18 protein-coding genes and 1 pseudogene are annotated in these 17,634 nt (G+C 71.1%); 13 read left to right on the top strand and 6 right to left on the bottom strand.

Annotated features, from left to right (window positions below):
• Position 1: 1 nt before the first annotated feature.
• Positions 2-106: pseudogene (locus ACTOQ3_RS41240) on the top strand (VOC family protein); the annotation flags it as partial.
• A 274-nt stretch (positions 107-380) separates the two neighbouring features.
• On the top strand, positions 381-2,771 hold the full coding sequence (locus ACTOQ3_RS41235; protein ID WP_440089333.1) for an ATP-binding cassette domain-containing protein: 2,391 nt from the start codon (positions 381-383) through the stop codon (positions 2,769-2,771).
• Here the strand turns inward: ACTOQ3_RS41235 and ACTOQ3_RS41230 are convergent.
• Positions 2,756-2,881, bottom strand: coding sequence for a hypothetical protein (locus ACTOQ3_RS41230; protein ID WP_440089332.1), 126 nt, complete (start codon positions 2,879-2,881; stop codon positions 2,756-2,758). The two genes, ACTOQ3_RS41235 and ACTOQ3_RS41230, sit on opposite strands and share 16 nt — an antisense overlap.
• Positions 2,868-3,437, bottom strand: a complete 570-nt coding sequence (locus tag ACTOQ3_RS41225) for a PadR family transcriptional regulator (protein WP_440089330.1) — start codon at positions 3,435-3,437, stop codon at positions 2,868-2,870. Before ACTOQ3_RS41225 ends, ACTOQ3_RS41230 begins: the two co-directional genes overlap by 14 nt.
• 93 nt (positions 3,438-3,530) lie before the next feature.
• Between ACTOQ3_RS41225 and ACTOQ3_RS41220 the strand changes: the two genes are divergently transcribed.
• Positions 3,531-3,965: a nuclear transport factor 2 family protein gene (locus ACTOQ3_RS41220; RefSeq protein WP_440089328.1), complete on the top strand. Its 435-nt coding sequence runs from the start codon at positions 3,531-3,533 to the stop codon at positions 3,963-3,965.
• 111 nt (positions 3,966-4,076) lie between these two features.
• On the opposite strand, the gene ACTOQ3_RS41215 is transcribed toward ACTOQ3_RS41220, so the two are convergent.
• A complete protein-coding gene (locus ACTOQ3_RS41215; RefSeq protein ID WP_440089327.1) occupies positions 4,077-4,721 on the bottom strand; it encodes a dihydrofolate reductase family protein in 645 nt (214 codons plus the stop codon).
• 185 nt (positions 4,722-4,906) lie between these two features.
• Here ACTOQ3_RS41215 and ACTOQ3_RS41210 point away from each other — a divergent pair, with 185 nt between their 5' ends.
• From ACTOQ3_RS41210 to ACTOQ3_RS41200, 3 genes are read left to right on the top strand one after another with little or no spacing between them, the layout of a single operon-like run.
• Positions 4,907-5,275, top strand: a complete 369-nt coding sequence (locus ACTOQ3_RS41210) for a YciI family protein (RefSeq protein ID WP_440089325.1) — start codon at positions 4,907-4,909, stop codon at positions 5,273-5,275.
• A gap of 7 nt (positions 5,276-5,282) precedes the next feature.
• Positions 5,283-5,621, top strand: coding sequence for a YciI family protein (locus ACTOQ3_RS41205; protein ID WP_440089324.1), 339 nt, complete (start codon positions 5,283-5,285; stop codon positions 5,619-5,621).
• Positions 5,618-6,862 carry an RNA polymerase sigma factor gene (locus tag ACTOQ3_RS41200; RefSeq protein WP_440089323.1) on the top strand — a complete coding sequence of 415 codons (1,245 nt, stop codon included), beginning with the start codon at positions 5,618-5,620 and terminating at the stop codon, positions 6,860-6,862. Before ACTOQ3_RS41205 ends, ACTOQ3_RS41200 begins: the two co-directional genes overlap by 4 nt.
• Before the next feature lie 23 nt (positions 6,863-6,885).
• On the opposite strand, the gene ACTOQ3_RS41195 is transcribed toward ACTOQ3_RS41200, so the two are convergent.
• Positions 6,886-7,968 (bottom strand): aldo/keto reductase, encoded by a 1,083-nt coding sequence (locus ACTOQ3_RS41195; RefSeq protein WP_440089322.1) that lies wholly within the window; start codon positions 7,966-7,968, stop codon positions 6,886-6,888.
• A gap of 175 nt (positions 7,969-8,143) precedes the next feature.
• Between ACTOQ3_RS41195 and ACTOQ3_RS41190 the strand changes: the two genes are divergently transcribed.
• Positions 8,144-9,049, top strand: a complete 906-nt coding sequence (locus ACTOQ3_RS41190; protein ID WP_440089320.1) for an AraC family transcriptional regulator N-terminal domain-containing protein — start codon at positions 8,144-8,146, stop codon at positions 9,047-9,049.
• 90 nt (positions 9,050-9,139) lie between these two features.
• Here the strand turns inward: ACTOQ3_RS41190 and ACTOQ3_RS41185 are convergent, their stop codons facing one another.
• Complete coding sequence (locus ACTOQ3_RS41185; RefSeq protein ID WP_440089319.1) at positions 9,140-9,985, bottom strand: helix-turn-helix domain-containing protein; 846 nt, start codon at positions 9,983-9,985, stop codon at positions 9,140-9,142.
• 119 nt (positions 9,986-10,104) lie between these two features.
• Between ACTOQ3_RS41185 and ACTOQ3_RS41180 the strand changes: the two genes are divergently transcribed.
• A complete protein-coding gene (locus ACTOQ3_RS41180; protein ID WP_440089317.1) occupies positions 10,105-10,941 on the top strand; it encodes an SDR family oxidoreductase in 837 nt (278 codons plus the stop codon).
• A gap of 484 nt (positions 10,942-11,425) precedes the next feature.
• Complete coding sequence (aspS, locus tag ACTOQ3_RS41175) at positions 11,426-12,757, top strand: aspartate--tRNA(Asn) ligase (protein ID WP_440089315.1); 1,332 nt, start codon at positions 11,426-11,428, stop codon at positions 12,755-12,757.
• Between the two features lie 55 nt (positions 12,758-12,812).
• On the opposite strand, the gene ACTOQ3_RS41170 is transcribed toward aspS, so the two are convergent.
• Entirely contained in the window at positions 12,813-14,027 is a 1,215-nt protein-coding gene (locus ACTOQ3_RS41170) for a M20/M25/M40 family metallo-hydrolase (protein WP_440089314.1), read from the bottom strand.
• Between the two features lie 235 nt (positions 14,028-14,262).
• On the opposite strand from ACTOQ3_RS41170, the gene ACTOQ3_RS41165 reads away from it, so the two are divergent.
• The 4 genes from ACTOQ3_RS41165 (at position 14,263) to ACTOQ3_RS41150 (ending at position 17,607) form a co-directional block, all read left to right on the top strand.
• Positions 14,263-14,652, top strand: a complete 390-nt coding sequence (locus tag ACTOQ3_RS41165) for an Lrp/AsnC family transcriptional regulator (protein ID WP_440089313.1) — start codon at positions 14,263-14,265, stop codon at positions 14,650-14,652.
• 300 nt (positions 14,653-14,952) lie between these two features.
• Entirely contained in the window at positions 14,953-15,627 is a 675-nt protein-coding gene (locus ACTOQ3_RS41160; protein ID WP_440089312.1) for a response regulator, read from the top strand.
• 7 nt (positions 15,628-15,634) lie between these two features.
• Positions 15,635-17,125 (top strand): ATP-binding protein, encoded by a 1,491-nt coding sequence (locus tag ACTOQ3_RS41155; RefSeq protein ID WP_440089311.1) that lies wholly within the window; start codon positions 15,635-15,637, stop codon positions 17,123-17,125.
• Entirely contained in the window at positions 17,122-17,607 is a 486-nt protein-coding gene (locus ACTOQ3_RS41150; RefSeq protein WP_440089310.1) for a hypothetical protein, read from the top strand. The genes ACTOQ3_RS41155 and ACTOQ3_RS41150 overlap by 4 nt, the downstream gene beginning before the upstream one ends.
• Positions 17,608-17,634: the final 27 nt, after the last annotated feature.

Raw genomic sequence — 17,634 nt, 5'->3', positions numbered from 1 at the left:
CATGGACATCACCGTTCACGCCGCCTTCCTCCCGCACGACGATCCGGACACCTCGCCGGCCTTCTACCGTGACGTTCTCGGCTTCGAGGTCCGCGACCCCGCGGGCAACCTGACCCGCATCAACGAGCTCCGCTGACCCCTCCGGCGACCACGGCCGAGGCGTCCGGGTGGCCGGCGCCTCGGGGCGGTGCGCCGTGCCCGATTCCGCCGTCCTCCGGCCGGGACGGCGAGGTGCCGCCGGTGCCACGCCGTACCGCTGACCCCGCCTCCACCGGGCCGACAAGGGAAAACCAGACGTACCGCTCGAAGCTGGTTAGATCGAGCCAGGCGACGCCGGCGGAGACCGCGAAGGCGGCCCCCCCTACACATATGGAGACACGATGAACATGGCCGGCAGGACGGACACGCAGTCGCCCGCGCCGCACGATGCCGACAGCCACGACCTGATCCGCGTGCACGGCGCGCGCGGGAACAACCTCAAGGACGTCAGCGTCGAGATCCCGAAGCGCCGGCTGACGGTGTTCACCGGCGTCTCCGGCTCGGGCAAGAGCTCGCTGGTGTTCGGCACGATCGCCGCGGAGTCGCAGCGGCTGATCAACGAGACCTACAGCGCCTTCGTGCAGGGCTTCATGCCGACGCTGGCGCGGCCCGAGGTCGACGTGCTCGAAGGGCTGACGACCGCGATCATCGTCGACCAGCAGCGGATGGGTGCCAACATCCGCTCCACGGTCGGCACCGCCACCGACGCCAACGCGATGCTGCGCATCCTCTTCAGCCGGCTCGGGCAGCCGCACATCGGTTCGCCCAACGCGTTCTCCTTCAACGTCCCCACGGTCCGGGCGAGCGGTGCGATCACGGTCGAACGCGGCGCCCGCAAGACCGAGAAGGCGACCTTCACCCGTGTCGGCGGCATGTGCACGCGCTGCGAGGGCCAGGGCGCGGTCTCCGACATCGACCTCACCCAGCTCTACGACGACTCCAAGTCGCTCGCCGAGGGCGCGTTCACCATCCCCGGCTGGAAGTCCGACAGCTTCTGGAGCGTGCGGGTCTACGCCGAGTCGGGCTTCGTCGACCCGGACAAGCCGATCTGCAAGTACACCGAGAAGGAGCTCCACGACTTCCTCTACAAGGAGCCGGTCAAGGTGAAGGTCGACGGCGTCAACCTCACCTACGAGGGGCTGATCCCGAAGATCCAGAAGTCGTTCCTGTCCAAGGACCGGGAGGCGATGCAGCCGCACATCCGGGCGTTCGTGGACCGGGCCGTCACCTTCACCACCTGCCCCGAGTGTGAGGGCACCCGGCTCAGCGAGGCGGCCCGGTCGTCGCGGATCGGCGGGATCAGCATCGCCGACGCGTGCGCGATGCAGATCAGCGACCTGGCCGGATGGGTCGGCGACCTCGCCGAGCCGTCGGTGGCGCCGCTGCTCGCCGCGCTGCGGCACACCCTCGACTCGTTCGTGGAGATCGGGCTGGGCTACCTCTCGCTCGACCGTTCCTCGGGCACGCTGTCGGGCGGCGAGGCGCAGCGCGTCAAGATGATCCGCCATCTCGGCTCCTCGCTCACCGACGTCACCTACGTCTTCGACGAGCCCACCGTCGGCCTGCACCCCCACGACATCCAGCGGATGAACGGCCTGCTGCTGCGGCTGCGGGACAAGGGCAACACGGTGCTCGTCGTGGAGCACAAGCCGGAGACGATCGTGATCGCCGACCACGTCGTCGACCTCGGCCCCGGCGCCGGCACGGCGGGCGGCACCGTCTGCTTCGAGGGCACCGTCGAGGGGCTGCGGGCCAGCGGCACCATCACCGGCCGCCATTTCGACGACCGGGCCACCCTCAAGGAGACGGTGCGAAAGCCCACCGGCGCGCTGGAGATCCGCGGCGCGAAGGCGCACAACCTGCGCGACGTCGACGTCGACATCCCGCTCGGGGTGCTCGTCGTCGTCACCGGTGTCGCCGGCTCCGGCAAGAGCTCGCTCGTGCACGGGTCGGTCCCCGCGGGCGCGGGTGTGGTGTCGGTCGACCAGGGGGCGATCCGCGGCTCGCGACGGAGCAACCCGGCGACGTACACCGGACTGCTCGAGCCGATCCGCAAGGCGTTCGCGAAGGCCAACGGCGTGAAGCCGGCACTGTTCAGCGCCAACTCCGAGGGCGCCTGCCCCGGTTGCAACGGCGCCGGCGTCATCTACACCGACCTGGGGATGATGGCCGGCGTCGCCACCACCTGCGAGGAGTGCGAGGGCAGGCGGTTCCAGGCATCGGTGCTGGACCACCACCTCGGCGGCCGCGACATCAGCGAGGTGCTCGCGATGTCGGTGACCGAGGCCGAGGAGTTCTTCGGCGCCGGCGAGGCGCGCATACCGGCCGCGCACGCCATCCTCAGCCGGCTCGCCGACGTCGGGCTCGGCTACCTCAGCCTCGGCCAGCCGCTCACCACGCTGTCCGGCGGCGAGCGGCAGCGGCTCAAGCTGGCCACCCACATGGCCGAGAAGGGCGGCGTCTACGTCCTCGACGAGCCGACCAGCGGCCTGCACCTCGCCGACGTCGAGCAGCTGCTCGGCCTGCTCGACCGGCTCGTCGACTCCGGAAAGTCGGTCATCGTCATCGAGCACCACCAGGCGGTCATGGCGCACGCCGACTGGATCATCGACCTCGGTCCCGGCGCCGGCCACGACGGCGGCCGGATCGTCTTCGAGGGCACTCCCGCCGACCTCGTCGCCGCCCGCTCCACCATCACCGGCGAGCACCTCGCGGCCTACGTCGGCGCCTGACCGGGCAGCCGCAGGAGGCTCGCGACCGCGCCTTCCCCGATCCCGCGGGCGACCGCGGGATCGGGGAGTGCCCGGAGGGCGACGTGGCGCAGGTGCTCACCGCCGGGCATGAGAGATCCGCCTCTCCCGCAGGATCGCCGCGCTCCGGTGGCACCAGTCCCGGTTGCCCCGCTCGAAGGCGAGGCCGCGCAGGCAGGTCAGGTAGGGGCCGACGCGTTCACCGTGGCGCAGGAAATCCTCCTCGCTCCTGTCGCCGCGCATCCGCCGCAGCAGCCCGCCGAACAGTTCGATCTTGGCGTCGGCGAAGGCGGCTCGCTCCATGAGCTGGGCGATCACCTCGTCGGTGTCGACGTGGTCGGCGGCCTGGACCTTGACGAGAAGGTCGTCACGGATGAAGGAGGGCTTGCCGGCGGTCGCCGCGAACCGTTCCAGCTCGGCCAGGCCGGTCTCGGTGACCTTGAACAGGCGCTTGTTGGGCCGGGTGTCCTGGACCACCTCCCGGCCGGCGACCAGCCCTTCCCTCTCCAGCTTGGCCAGCTCGGCGTACAGCTGCTGGGGCAGGGCGTGCCAGAAGTTCGCCACGCCCATGTCGAACGCCTTGGCCAGCTGGTACCCGCTGAGCTCCTCGTCCATCAGTGCCGCCAGCACGGCGTGCCGCAACGCCATCGAGTCGCCCCCGTCCTCCCTCTTTCCCAGTGCTTGTCCGCCATGATACTCAAGTAATTGATTAATCATTTTATTGAGTATTGAGGTGCAGTCATGACCACCGCAGACCGCTTCCGGGCCGCCGTCGAGAGCCGCGACCTCGCCGCGCTGGGCGCCCTGCTCACCGACGACGTCCGCGTGTACAGCCCGGTGAAGTTCACCCCCTTCGAGGGCAGGGCCATGGTCCTGGGGCTCCTCGGTGTCCTGCTGCGCACCTTCGAGGACGACTTCCGCTACATCGGGCACTTCGACGGCACCGCGCAGACCAGCACCGACGGCACCGAGGCCCCGTCGGCCGTCCTGCTGTTCCGGGCCACCGTGCGCGGCAAGCAGATCCACGGCATGGACCTCCTCCAGTTCGACCGGGACGGCCTGATCAAGGAACTCACGGTGATGGTCCGCCCGCAGTCCGCGGTCCAGGTCCTGGGGGAGGCGGTCCTCGCCGGTCTCGTCGCCGACGGCCTCGTCCCGGTCCCGGCCGATCGCTGAGGCACCCGCGGTCCCGGAACCGTCACACCGCTGACGACCTGCCCGTCCCGGGGTCGACGGGCAGGTACGCGCTCATCGCGGCATGCGCGTGCGATCGTGCGGGGGCGGTGGTCACCGTCTCCAGAACAGGAGGTGGGTGACTCCGCTGGGGCTCGGTACCGTCTCGAGGTGGAAGCGGTCGAGCAGGTCGGTGTGGCTGTTCCACAGCCGTTCGCCTCGGCCGAGGCCGACGGGCGCGACGGCGATGTGCATCACGTCGACCAGGTCGGCCTGGACGAACTCGCGGATGGTGGCGACTCCGCCGCCGAGGAGCACGTCCCGGCCGCCTGCGGCCTGCCTCGCGCGTGCCAGCGCCTCGGCCGGTGTCGCGTCGAGGAAGTGGAAGGTGGTGTCGGCCAGGGTGAAGGACGGGCGTTCGTGGTGGGTGAGCACGAAGACCGGCGTGTGGAACGGCGGGGTGCCTCCCCACCACCCCTGCCACTCGTGGTTCTCCCAGGGGCCGCGCTGGGGGCCGAATTTGTTACGCCCCATGATCTCCGCCCCGATGTTGCTGGTATGGGCGCGGGTCAGGTAGTCGTCCAGGCCGCGGGTGCCTCCGGGGTCGGTGCGGTTCACCCAGCCGGCGGTGGCGCTCGCCCAGGACCACAGGGAGGTGGGGTCCGCGTGGCCGAAGGGCCGCTCCAGGCTCTGCCCCTCACCGGTACCGAACCCGTCCTGCGACACGTTGAAACATTGCACCCTCAACAGCTGCGACATGCGTTCTCCTTCGGGGAGCCGGCAAGTATCTTCTGATGGAACGCCCAGGTCAGGTGCCCCTTTCGGGAGGTAGTCGAAACAGCGTGGAGATCCTTGCGGTCCGGTACCGCAAGAATGCGGCACCGGCTCCGACTTCATGGTGAACGGCGCCTCAGGGGCGCCGCCCGGCCTTCGGAGGAGACGACGTGAAATTCTTGTTGATCATGCACAACAACCCGCGGATCTGGGACGCGCTGACCGAGGAGGAGCGCGACGAGGTGATGAGGGGCCACGGCGCGTTCATGGAGACCGTCAGGAGGTCCGGGGAGATGATCGGCACCGTCGCGCTGGCCGACCCGTCGCGGAGCGCCGTGGTCAAGGTCCGGGGCGGCGTCCCGGCGGTGACGGACGGGCCCTACCTTGAGGCCAAGGAGTACCTGGGCGGCTACTACCTGGTGGAGTGCGAGAACAGGGAACGTGCCCTGGAACTGGCCGCGCTCATTCCGGACGCCGGCGTCGAGGGCCTGGGCATCGAGGTGCGGCCGGTGGTCCACGCGGGCACGGCGGACGGCTGAGCACGCGGTGAAGTTCCTGCTGAGTCTCTACCTGGACGCGGCGGACCCGCCGGGGGAGGGGTTCGACCATGAGGACTTCCTGGCCGTGGCCGGGCGGGCGGGGGAACTGATCAGTGCCCACGCGCTCGCCGATCCCTCCATCGGCGCCGTCGTAAGGGTGAGGGGCGGCGTGGTGACGGTGACCGAGGGCCCGTACCTGCGGACCCCGGACCATGTCGCCGGCCAGTACGTGGTGGACTGCGAGAGCCGGGAGCGCGCCGTGGAACTGGCCACCCTGATGTCGAGCGATCAGGTCGGCGGCGTGGAGGTGCGGCCGCTGATGGACGCGGCCGGGATGGAGATGTGAACGCCTCCGAACACCTCGGGGACCTGCTGCGCGAGCTGGCGCCGCGGGTCCTCGGCGTGCTCCTGCACCGCTACGGCGGGTTCGAGGAGGGCGAGGACGCGGTGCAGGAGGCGTTGCTCGCGGCCGCGACGCGGTGGCCCGCCGAGGGCGTCCCGGAAAGTCCGCTGTCCTGGCTGGTGACCGTCGCCTCCCGCCGTCTGATCGACCAGGTACGCAGCGAGCAGGCCCGCCGCCGCAGGGAGGCCGCCGCGGCGGTGCGGGAGGCGCCGGACGCCGGCCTCGCGCCGGCTCCCGGAGACGAAAGCCCTCGCGACCACGACGACACCCTCACGCTGCTGTTCCTGTGCTGCCACCCGGCGCTGACGCCCGCCTCCCAGGTGGCGCTCACGCTGCGCGCCGTCGGCGGCCTCACCACCGCCGAGGTGGCGAGGGCGTTCCTCATGCCGGAGGCCACCATGGCGCCGCGGATCAGCCGCGCCAAGCAACGGATCAAGGCCGTCGGCGCCTCGTTCGAGACGCCGGGCGCCCAGGAGTGGGCCGGACGGCTGGACGCCGTCCTGCACGTGCTCTATCTGATCTTCAACGAGGGCTACACCGCCGGCTCCGGACCCGACCTGCACCGCGGCGAGCTCACCACGGAGGCGATCCGGCTCACCCGGATGGTGCACCGGTCCCTGCCGGACGACGGCGAGGTCGCCGGGCTCCTGTCGCTGATGCTGCTGACCGACGCCCGCCGAGCGGCCCGCACCGGCCCGGACGGCACCCTCGTGCCGCTGGCCGAGCAGGACCGGAACCGGTGGGACGCCGCCATGATCAAGGAGGGCGCCGCGCTGATCACCGACGCCATGTCCGCCTCGGCCCTCGGTCCCTACCAGCTCCAGGCGGCGATCGCCGCGCTGCACGTCCAGGCGCCGCGAGCCGGGGACACCGACTGGGAACAGATCCGCATCCTGTACGCGATCCTCACCCGGATCGCGCCGAACCCGATGGCCACGCTCAATCACGCCGTCGCGGTCGCGATGACCCGCGGGCCCCGGGCCGGGCTCGAACTGCTGGAAAGCCTGGACGGCGACTCCCGGATCACCCGTCACCACCGCCTCCACGCCGTGCGCGCCCACCTGCAGGAGCTGGCCGGCGAGCACGCCGCCGCGCGAGAGAACTACCGGCTGGCGGCCCGGCGTACCACGAGCCTTCCCGAACAGCGCTACCTGCGGGACAGGGCGGGCAGGCTGGACCGGTGACGGCCGGCGCGCCGGCCCGCGTCTCAGTAGCGAGCGCTGCCGGCCCGCAGGAGCGGGGAGACCATCGACGGGAACCCGTCCACGGTGGCTCCGGCGAACTGCAGCGTGCGGCCCAGGTGCCTGTTGTTCTCGGCGGGAAAGTTCAGCGTGGGAGTGGACACGTCATCGAGCGTGGCGCGCTGGGTTTCGGTGAGGGTGACGTTCAGGGCGTGCAGGTTGACCTCGAACTGGTCCATGCGGCGTGCTCCGATCAGGGTGGAGGTGATCCCGGGACGGCCCCGTACCCAGGCCAGGGCCACTTGAGCGGGACTGGCGCCCACGTCGCCGGCGACGTCGTTGAGCGCGTCGATCACGACATGGTCGGCTTTGCTCGGGGCGCCCACCAGCTGCGCGCGAGCGGTGTCCACCGGGCCGGTGCCGGCACTGGAGTACTTGCCGGACAAGAACCCGCTCTTCAGCGGCCCCCACGCCATCACGCCCATTCCCAAGGCCTGGGCCATGGGGATCAGCTCCCCTTCCGAGGTCCGCTCGAGCAGGGAGTACTCCAGCTGCAGGGCGATGATCGGGGCCCAGCCGCGCAGGCGTGCGATGGTGGCCGCCTCGGCCGTCGCCCAGGCCGGCACGTCGGAGAATCCGACGTAGCGGACCTTGCCGTCGCCGATCAGGTGGTCCAGCGCGCGGAGGGTCTCCTCGACCGGCGTGGACGGGTCGAAGTTGTGCAGCCAGTAGACGTCGACGTAGTCGGTCCGCAGGCGCCGTAGCGAGTTCTCCAGCTGTTGCACGATCGCCTTACGGCTGGCTCCGCCGCCGTTGGGGTCGTTCTCGTACAGGTTGCCGAAGAACTTCGTGCCGATCACTACTCGATCACGTAGTGCGGGCCGGCCGGCGAAGTAGTCACCGATGATCTTTTCGGAGTGGCCGTTGGTGTAGATGTTGGCCGTGTCGATCGAGTTGCCGCCCCCGTCCAGGTAGGCCGCAAGGATGTTCCTGGACTCCTCTGGGCTGCAGCCCCATCCGTGATCCTCACCGAAGGTCATCGTGCCGAGCGTGAACGGGCTGACCCGCAGGCCCGATCGGCCGAGCGTGACGTAGGAATCGAGCGACATCCCGTGACTCCAAGCTGATAGAGGTGGGGACGGCATGGACGCCGTCTCCCCGCGTTCCTCCATTTGAGCCCGAAGCGTCGCGATCCCCTAGAACGATACGCGCGCAACGTTGCACGATCCGCTCAACCTTGCCCGGATCATCTTGGTTTCGTCCATACCTTCATGGTCCACTGGTGTGGTGCGTCACCTGGAGGAACTTCGCGACCGGATCGCGCGACTGGCCGCGGGTGGTCCCCGCCCGCTGGGGATCGAGGGAGTCACGGTGTTCTCGACCGGGCACGTGACCGAACCGCTGGGCACGGTCACCACCCCCATGTTCGCCCTGGTCGCCCAGGGAGCGAAGCGCTCTGTCCTCAATGATCGCGTCTTTGACTACCAAGCGGGCCAGTACCTCGTCGTGACCGTCGACCTCCCCCTGACCTCACAGATCACGCATGCCACGCCCGCCGAGCCGTTCCTCGGGTTCGGACTCCCGCTGCGGCCCGCGACCATCGCGCAACTGCTGGTGGAAGCGGGTCCCGCCGTCGTTCGCTCCAGTCGTGCGCCCAACGACGGACCGGGCGTCGCGACCAGTGACGCCGACGACAAGCTGCTCGACGCCGTTGTCCGGCTGCTGCGCCTGCTGGACGAGCCACCCGACATCCCGATACTGGCCCCCGGCGTGCGACGCGAGATCCACTGGCGGCTGCTGAACGGACCCCAGGCGGACCTGGTCAGACAGATCGGCCTGGCCGACAGCCGCACGACCCTCGTCGCCCGTGCGATCGGGTGGATCAGGGCCCGCTATGACGAGGTGATTCGCATCGACGACCTCGCCGACGCGGTCGGGATGAGCGTCTCCTCGCTCAACCGGCACTTCCGTGCGGTGACCGCCATGAGTCCACTTCAGTATCAAAAACAACTCCGGCTCCAGCAGGCCCGCCTGCGACTCATCGCGGCGCCGCACGACGTGGCCGCGATCGGATACGCCGTCGGATACGACAGCCCGTCGCAGTTCAGCCGCGAGTACCGGCGCATGTTCGGAGTCCCACCGGGCCAGGACGCGGCACGCCTCCAGACCGCGGCGATCGTCCAGGAGTAGGCGGCGATCACGCCGCCCTCCGCCTTCGGCGCGGCGCCCGCCCGCAGCGCCTTTCCGCGTGCTGCCGCCGAGTCCTCTCATGCCCGTCCCTCACCCCCGGGGCCGGGAGGGAGTCCGGCTCAGCAGCCGCAGGGCCTCGGCGGTGGCGGAGCCGGGTTCGGGGTTGTAGACGCACAGGGTCTGGTCGGGGTCGTCGGGAGGCTGGAAGGTCTCGTAGAAGAAATGGAGATCACCGACCACGGGGTGGTGGTAGTGCTTGCTGCCATGGGTGCGGCGCAGGACGTGGTGGTCGTTCCACCAGGTGGTGAACTGGGGTAAACGCAGGGTGAGCTCGGCCACGAGGTCGGCGAGCAGCCGGTCGTGCGGGTGGCGGCCTGTTTCGAAGCGGAGCATGGCGACGGTCTCGGAGGCCGCCTCCGCCCAGTTCCCGACGCGGTCACGGGCCTCCGGGTCCAGGAGGTAGTAGCGGGCGAGGTTGCGCCGGGGGGCGGGGATGGCCTCGAAGTCCGTCAGGACCGCGCAGGTCAGGTGGTTGGCGGCCAGCACGTCGGTGCGCCGGCCGAGGATGAAGGCGGGGACGCGCTCCAGGGCCTGGAGCGTGAGGTACAGGCCCGGGCGGACCCGCTGCGGGCCGGCGGGGGTACGGGGAGCCGGTACGGGCCGCGCCAGCAGGTCGGTGAGGTGCTCGCGCTCCGCGAGATCGAGCTGGAGCGCGCGTGCGAGGGTCGCGACGACCTCCGGGGAGGGGTTTCTGGCGCGGCCCTGCTCAAGACGGGTGTAGTACTCGGTGCTCACTCCGGCGAGGCGGGCGACCTCGTCGCGGCGCAGTCCCGGCACCCGCCGGATGCGGCCGTCATCCGCCAGCCCCGCCCGACCGGGGGTGACCCGGGCCCGGCGGGAGCGCAGAAAGTCGGCGATCTCGCTACCACGGTCCATGTCTCCAGTGTGGACCCGCCGGGTGTGGCGCGCCTTCGCCGGGTGGCCCTGCGGGTACCTGCCTGCTCAGGGCCTGTTCCGGCCCCGTAAACGGAGCTCGGAGGTGGTGTGCTGGATGTGTGGGACGGTTGCCGGCCACGGCCCATCCCTTGATCCGTTTCTCGTTGGGAGGTGTGCCCATGCTCGGGAAAATCCCTGGCAAGCCCCTGACCGGCCGCGTGGCGGTCATCACCGGCGCCTTCGACGACGTCGGCGAGGCCTCGGCCGAACACCTGGCGGGGCTGGGCGCGCGTGTCGCCGTCCTGGACCGGCGTGCGGACCGGCTGGACAGGCTGGTCTCCCGGATCGGGAAGAACGGCGGCACCGCCCTGGCGATCGCCGTTGACGTGACCGACGCCGCGGCGGTGCGCTCGGCCGCCGGCCGGGTGGCGGCCGAGCTGAAAGACGCCGACCTGCTGATCAACAACACGGGCGTCATGCTGCCCGTCCCGATCGAGGAGCCGGTCGCCGATCGGTGCAGGCGTCAGATCGACCTCAACATCACCGGGCTGACGAACGTCCTCGGCGCGTTCACCCCGCAGCTGGTCAAGGCCGCCGGTGAGCGTGGCGTGGCCGATCTGATCAACGCCTCGTCGATCGCGGCGCGGAACGGCTTCCCCGACTTCGCCGTCTACTCCGGCACCAAGACGTACGTCACCCGCCTCTCGCATCACCTGCGTGTCGAGCTGGGCGTCAAGAACGTGCGGGTGTCCAGGCTCGAACAGGGCGTCGCCGAAACCAGGCCACGGCGCCACGTCACCGGCAACGGTGCGTTCCGGTGGCTGAGAGGTTCCGGGAAGACGACGGAGTGGCTCACGCCGCAGGACATCGCCGAGACCGTCGGCTTCATCGCCACGCTGCCGCCGCGCGCGACCCTCCAGCGGATCACGATCACGCCCACCCGCCGGCCCGTCTGACCCCGCTCGGCCCCTGCGCTCGCCTCCCGCGCTCGCCCCCGCCGAGGCCACGGGCCGCGGGAACGCCTGCCCGATCCTCCCCGGCGGGCGCCACCCGGACCGCCGACCGGCCGACCCTGCCCCGGCCGCGGAACCTACGGGCCGCCTTCTCGGCGTGCTCCGCGACGCGCGGCGATTGTGGTTGCGATGCGTGACAGCGCACGCGTACTCTTCCGGCAACGCATTGACGGAGACGAGTAGTCACGGGATCAGGGCGGGCAGGAGAGAGCCGCCGGCAGCTGCGAAGGCGGCCCCGTCCCCGGTGACGAAGACCCTCCCGAGTGCGGGGAGAAACGGCGTCCGCGCCCAATGCCCCGCCGGCCGGCCCCCGTCACCGGGCCCATCGAGGCCGCCGTCGCCACGGCGGTGAAAGTGCGGTGGCACCGCGAGTTCCCTTCTCGCCCGCACTCCCAAGGGATCACCACTCACTGACCAGAGGTTTGTGATGATCTCCTCATCCGCGACTGTCCCGTCCACCCGCAGAACCCTGGCCGCGGAGCTCCCGCGGCGAATCGGCCGGCAGGTGACCGTCCAGGGCTGGCTGCACCGCAGGCGAACCCTGAAATCCGTGGTCTTCCTCGTCCTGCGGGACCGCTCCGGCCTGGTCCAGGCCGTGGTCACCGAGCCCGAGGCCATGGCCGCGGCCGGCGGCCACCCAGAAGAGACCGTCCTGCAGATCACCGGGACCGTGACCGCCAGCCCCCAGGCTCCCGGCGGAGCCGAGGTGACGTCCCCGGCGGTGACCGCCCTGTCGGGACCGGCCGCCGCCCCGCCGTTCGACCTCTACCGTCCCGCGGTCCCGGCGACCCTGCCGACCATCCTCGACCATGCCCCGGTCACCCTGCGCCATCCGCTGCTGCGGGCGCCCCACGCCATCTCCGCGGTCTCGGTGGCGGGTTTCCGCGCGACATTGGACGCGCTCGGCTTCACCGAGATCCACACGCCCAAGGTGGTGGCCTCGGCGACCGAGTCCGGTGCCGGCGTCTTCGGGATCGACTGGTTCGGCACCCGCGCCTACCTGGCCCAGTCACCGCAGTTCTTCAAGCAGGCGATGGTCGGCGTCTTCGAGCGCGTCTACGAGACCGGGCCGGTCTTCCGGGCCGAACCCCACGACACCGCGCGGCACCTGGCCCAGTACACCTCGCTGGACGCCGAGCTCGGCTTCGTCGGCGACCACCGGGAGGTGATGGCCGTGCTGCGCGAGGTGATCGCGGGCATGACGGCCGCCGTCGAACGGCACGCCGGCGAGGCGTGCGCGCTGCTGGGCGTCGAGCTGCCCGACGTCCCGGAACGGATCCCGGAGATCCACTTCGCCCGGGCCCAGGAACTCCTGGCCGCCCACACCGATGAGGACCCCCGGGGTGAGCCGGACCTCGCCCCGGCCCACGAACGCTGGCTGTCGCGGTGGGCGCTGCGCGAGCACGGCAGCGAGTTCCTGTTCGTCACCGGCTACCCGATGGCCAAACGCCCCTTCTACACCCACCCCGAGCCCGGCAGGCCGCAGTACTCCAACAGCTTCGACCTGCTCTTTCGCGGCTTGGAGCTCGTCACCGGCGGCCAGCGCCTGCACCGCCACGAGGACTATCTCGCGGCCCTGGCGGCCCGCGGGGAGTCGCCGGAGCCGTACGCCGGCTATCTCGCCGCCTTCCGGCACGGGATGCCCCCGCACGGTGGCTTCGCCATCGGCCTGGAACGGTGGACCACCCGGCTGACGGGGGCCGACAACATCCGCCGTGCCACCCTTTTCCCCCGTGACCTCCACCGGCTGACCCCCTGACGCCTCCGGGTGCGGCCCGCCGGGACACCACCGGGGCGGGCCCGCACCCGGTTCGTCAGGACAGCATGTCGCTCGCGTAGCGGGCGTACACGGCGGCGCAGCGGCGCATGGCGATCTCGTCGATGTACTCGTCGGGGCCGTGCGAGACGTCCAGGCGGCCCGCGCCGTAGCCGAAGGCGGGGATGCCGAGCTGTGCGTACCAGCGGGTCTCCAGGATGCCCGCGCACATCTCGAACCGGGCCGGCGCGCCCTGGACGTCGCCGACGACGTGGGCTAGCGCGACGGCCGCGGGATGGTCGCGCCCGGTGCCGGCGGAGGGCTGCAGCTGGGTCGTGCGGATCGACACGTCGGCGCCGATCTCGCGGGCGGCGTCCTCGATGAGGCCGGTCAGGCGCTTGAGCTCGCCCTCCAGATCCTCTTCGGGGTTGTAGCGGCCGTCGACGGTGAAGAAGGCCGAGCCGGGCACGACGTTGAAGTTGGAGCCGCCGCCGGACAGGCCGCCGACGACGAGCATGCTGCCGCGAGCGTCACCGTCGCTCATCGGGAAGCCGGTGTGCCGCCCGGCCATCTCGGCGGCGTACCGCTCGACGGGGCGGGCGATGTGCAGCATCTGCCGGAAGGCGTTGACACCGAGGTTCGCCTGCCCGACATGGGCCTCGCGGCCCCGGATGTCGACGCGGACGGAGACGGCGCCGCGGGCGGCGTTCCAGATGGCCCCGCCGCTGGGTTCGGCGGTGACCATGGCCAGCGCGGCCGGCTCGATCAGCCCGGCGGCGCGCAGGTGCCCGGCGCCCACGACGCTGCCGGTCTCCTCGTCGCACACCAGGTGCACGACGATCCGCCCGTCGCCGAGCAGCCCCAGATCCCTGGCCGCCGCGGCGCCGTAGAGCATGCTGACGATGCCGCCCTTCATGTCCGCCGCGCCCCGGCCGATGATCCTCCCGTCGCGGCGTACGGCCGTGAACTGCCCGCGGCTCTGGGCGGGCACCACGTCGAAGTGGCCGTGGAAGTAGACGAGCCTGTCACCGTCGCCGGCGGTGCCGCGCACGACGCAGGGCTCTTCGAGCTCACCGGACGGGTCGACGAGGTCGATGATCTCCGGGGACAGGCCGAGACGGTCCATCGCCTCGCGCAGCACCCGCGCGCAGCGGCCCAGCGCGCGGCCGGGCGGGTTCTCGGAGTCGACGGCCACGAGACGTTCGAGAAGCAGAGCCATCTCCTCGGCCCGTTCGTCCAGCCAGGCTCCGACCTGCGCGGCGTGGTTCGTCACGGGTTCTCACCTCTCGTCGGACGGTGTCACGGTGCGGCTCGCCCCCGGAGCCCGTATGGGCGTGCACGGCGGAAAGCGGGGCGTTAAGCCGCCGGAATGCAATTGACGTAATTCTAGGTTGAAATCAACCTCATATGGTTCCCGATTCTGGCTCTAGAATCGCAATATGAGCAATGAAAACATACTTGATGCCATTGATCGCGAAATTTTGTTTCACCTGCGGCAGGACGGCCGGTTGACCAACGTCGAGCTCGCCAGGCGCGTGGGGCTCACTCCGCCCCCGTGCCTACGCCGGGTGAAGCGCCTGGAGGAGGCGGGCGTCATCACCGGTTACCGGGCGACGGTCGATCACGGGATCCTCGGCGGCGGGCTGGAGGTCATCGTCTCCATCGAGGTCGCCGTGAGCGATCTGAAGACCCTGGAGCAACTGGAGAGGACCATCGCCGCCTACGACGAGGTCGTCGAGTTCCGCCGTCTGTTCGCCACCCCCGACTACCACCTGCGCGTTCTCGTCGCCGACTACGCCGCCTACGAGGCGTTCCAGACCGGGAAGATCATCGGTATTCCCGGGGTGGCCCGGGTGATCTCCCAGCCGACCATGAAGAAGATCAAGGTTCTCGACTGATCGGGGTCTTGGTGAGAGCGCTGTCACCAGGTGCGGGAGATCGCGCCACCGCGGCTCAGCGCTTGACGGTGCGGGGGTTCTTGTGGCGGGTCCCGCCCGACGAACTACGATTGGTGCCGAATGCGCGCGCTGTACGCCGCATGTCACCGTTCGTCGACGGCGGCCACCGTCGGCGCGACCGTCGGCGAGGCCGTGACACAACCATGACACGGCGAAGACGAGGCGGGCACACGGCCGGTCGACAGTGGACGGGACCGACCGGCGGACGAGTTACGGGGGCGTGCTGTGAAACTCGGGGGCGTGTCGCGAGTGTTGTTGATCGAGGACGACCCGGCCGTGCGGGAGGGCCTTGAGCTGGCCCTGACCTTGCACGGATACCGGGTGCGCGCGGTGGAGTCCGGCGAGCAGGGGCTGGAGCGGCTGCGTACGGACCTTCCCGACGTCGTCGTGCTCGATCTGATGTTGCCAGGCATGGACGGGTTCGAGGTCTGCCGCCGCATCCGGGCCGCCGGCCAGCTGCCGATCATCATGCTGACCGCGCGCGGCGACGACATGGACGTGGTGGCCGGGCTGGAGGCGGGCGCCGACGACTACGTGGTCAAGCCGGTGCAGCCCAGGGTGCTCGAGGCGCGCATCGGCGCCGTGCTCCGGCGGATCGGCCGGGAGCAGGCGGAGCTGGAGCGGCACGGGGAGCTGACCATCGACCGTGCCGGGATCGTGGTCGCCAAACGCGGCGTGCCGGTGGACCTCGCCCCGACCGAGCTGCGCCTGCTGCTCGAACTCTCCGGCACGCCGGGCCGGGTGCACAGCCGCCAGCAGCTGTTGGAGTCGGTGTGGGAGCACGGGTATTTCGGCGACTCGCGCCTGGTGGACGCGTGCGTGCAACGGTTGCGCGCGAAGATCGAGGACGACTCGGCGGCGCCCGTCTACGTGCAGACGGTGCGTGGGTTCGGGTACCGGTTCGGGCCGGTGTGAGCCGCCGGTGACACCCCGGCCGAGCCTGGGGCTGCGTGCCCGGCTGTTGTCCGCCTTCGCGCTGCTGTGCGTGGTCACCGCGGCGGCGGTGGCCGGCGGGATCTACGTCCAGGCCCGCAACGCCATCCTGCAGAGGACCCAGGACGCCGCGGTGCAGGCGATGACCAGCCGCCTGGAGGCGCTCTACCCGTTGCGGAGCGCGGCGCCGGGCCCGGACGAGCTCGGCGAGATCGCCGCGGCCGCGGCCGACCAGAACAGCTTCGCGGTCGCCGTCTACGGCGAGACGCACTCGCCGCTCCCCCCGGCCTCGCCCCCGGCGCCGGGGTCGGGGCCCTGGAGGCCGGACGGGAACGCCCGGCTCTCGGACCTCAAGGTGATCTCACCGGAGTTGCGGCAGGTGGTGGCCGGCGGCCGTACCGCGTGGCAACGCGTGGTCTGGCGGGACGCGCCCATCCTGATCATCGGCATGCCGTTGCTGATCATCGAGCAGGACCGGTCGACGCGGGTGTCCGGCATCGAGGTCTACAGCGCGCGCAGCCTGCTTCCCGAAGAGCGCAGCGTCGACGAACTCGCCGCACGCGCCTGGCTCATCGGCGGGGCGGCCCTGGCGTTCGCGGTCGTCCTGGCGTTGCTGGCCACCCGTGGCGTGCTGGGCCCGGTGCGCGAGCTCGGCCGGGCGGCACGCCTGCTGGGCGAGGGCGAGATGCGGACCAGGATCGCGGTGCGCGGCTCCGACGAGCTCGCCGACGTGTCGCGCACGTTCAACAACACCGCCGCGGAGCTGGAGCGGCTCGTCAGGCAGCTTCGTGAGATGGAGGCCGACGCCCGCCGGTTCGTGGCCGACGTGTCCCACGAGCTGCGCACCCCGCTGGCCGCGCTCACCGCGGTCGCCGACGTCCTGGAGGAGGAGGCGGCCCGGCTGCCCGATCCCGCCGGCAGGGCCGCCAGGCTGGTCAGCCAGGAGACCCTCAACCTCACCGCTCTGGTGAACGACCTCATCGAGATCAGCAGGTTCGACTCCGGTGTCGCGGCCCTCGCGCCGAACGAGGTCGACGTGGCCGAACTGGTGCGCGCGACCTTGCGCGTCCGGGGCTGGTCGGAGCGGGTGGAGGCCGAGATACCGGCCGGGGTGACGGCGCGGCTGGACCCGCGCCGGGTGGACGTCATCCTCGCGAACCTGGTCGGCAACGCCCTGCGGCACGGCGAGCCACCGGTGTCGGTACGGCTTCGCGCCGACCCGCACTGGATCACCCTCGAGGTCCGCGACCACGGACCGGGGCTGGACGAGGCGGTGCTGCCGCACGTGTTCGACCGGTTCTACAAGGCCAGCGCGACCAGGGCCAGGTCCGAGGGCAGCGGCCTGGGCCTGGCCATCGCGCGGGAGAACGCGCGTCTGCACCGAGGCGACCTCACCGTCGCCAACGCCCCGGACGGCGGCGCCGTGTTCACGCTGCGCCTGCCACGCCGGGCACCCGATCCGGACGGAGGCCCCGAATGAGGACCGGACCCGCCCGCCGCATGCTCGCCGCGGGCCTCGTGTCGCTCGCCGCCGTGGCCGGCTGCGGCGTGCAACCCAGCGACGTCATCCCCGCCGGCGACCCGCCGAGCGGACGCGTCGCACCGACCACGACGACCACCCTCTATCTGGTGAAGAACGGCCGGATCAGCGCGGTGACGCGGCCCCGTGATCGTCCGATGTTCCCGGCGGACACGCTCACGCTGCTGGCGGACGGACCCACCGCGGGGGAGCGGGCGAACGGATTCACCACCGAGGTCCCGCCCGAAGCCGGTCCGTTCTCGGTGACCGCCAGGCCGGCCGGCCACCTGGTGGTGACCCTGTCCACTCCGGCCGGCGATCTGTCCGCACCGGCCGTCGAGCAGATCGTGTGCACGGCCGCCGCCACGGCGCCGGGAGGCCCTGCCCAGGTCACCGTCGTCGGTGCCGGGCAGAGCGTCGGCCCCCGCAGCTGCCCGGGGTAACGCCGGCGCGCCGGGAAGGAAGGCGAC

The organism is Streptosporangium sp. LJ11 (genome assembly GCF_051918945.1).
GTDB lineage: Bacteria > Actinomycetota > Actinomycetes > Streptosporangiales > Streptosporangiaceae > Streptosporangium.
This window is presented reverse-complemented; position numbering and strand designations above follow the sequence as displayed.

What these genes read in the sequence shown, in the direction of transcription:
- ACTOQ3_RS41235 (WP_440089333.1), top strand. Translation starts at nt 381, where the DNA reads ATGAACATGGCCGGCAGGACGGACACGCAGTCGCCCGCGCCGCACGAT.
- ACTOQ3_RS41230 (WP_440089332.1), bottom strand. Translation starts at nt 2,881, where the DNA reads ATGCCCGGCGGTGAGCACCTGCGCCACGTCGCCCTCCGGGCACTCCCC.
- ACTOQ3_RS41225 (WP_440089330.1), bottom strand. Translation starts at nt 3,437, where the DNA reads ATGGCGTTGCGGCACGCCGTGCTGGCGGCACTGATGGACGAGGAGCTC.
- ACTOQ3_RS41220 (WP_440089328.1), top strand. Translation starts at nt 3,531, where the DNA reads ATGACCACCGCAGACCGCTTCCGGGCCGCCGTCGAGAGCCGCGACCTC.
- ACTOQ3_RS41215 (WP_440089327.1), bottom strand. Translation starts at nt 4,721, where the DNA reads ATGTCGCAGCTGTTGAGGGTGCAATGTTTCAACGTGTCGCAGGACGGG.
- ACTOQ3_RS41195 (WP_440089322.1), bottom strand. Translation starts at nt 7,968, where the DNA reads ATGTCGCTCGATTCCTACGTCACGCTCGGCCGATCGGGCCTGCGGGTC.
- ACTOQ3_RS41185 (WP_440089319.1), bottom strand. Translation starts at nt 9,985, where the DNA reads ATGGACCGTGGTAGCGAGATCGCCGACTTTCTGCGCTCCCGCCGGGCC.
- aspS (WP_440089315.1), top strand. Translation starts at nt 11,426, where the DNA reads ATGATCTCCTCATCCGCGACTGTCCCGTCCACCCGCAGAACCCTGGCC.
- ACTOQ3_RS41150 (WP_440089310.1), top strand. Translation starts at nt 17,122, where the DNA reads ATGAGGACCGGACCCGCCCGCCGCATGCTCGCCGCGGGCCTCGTGTCG.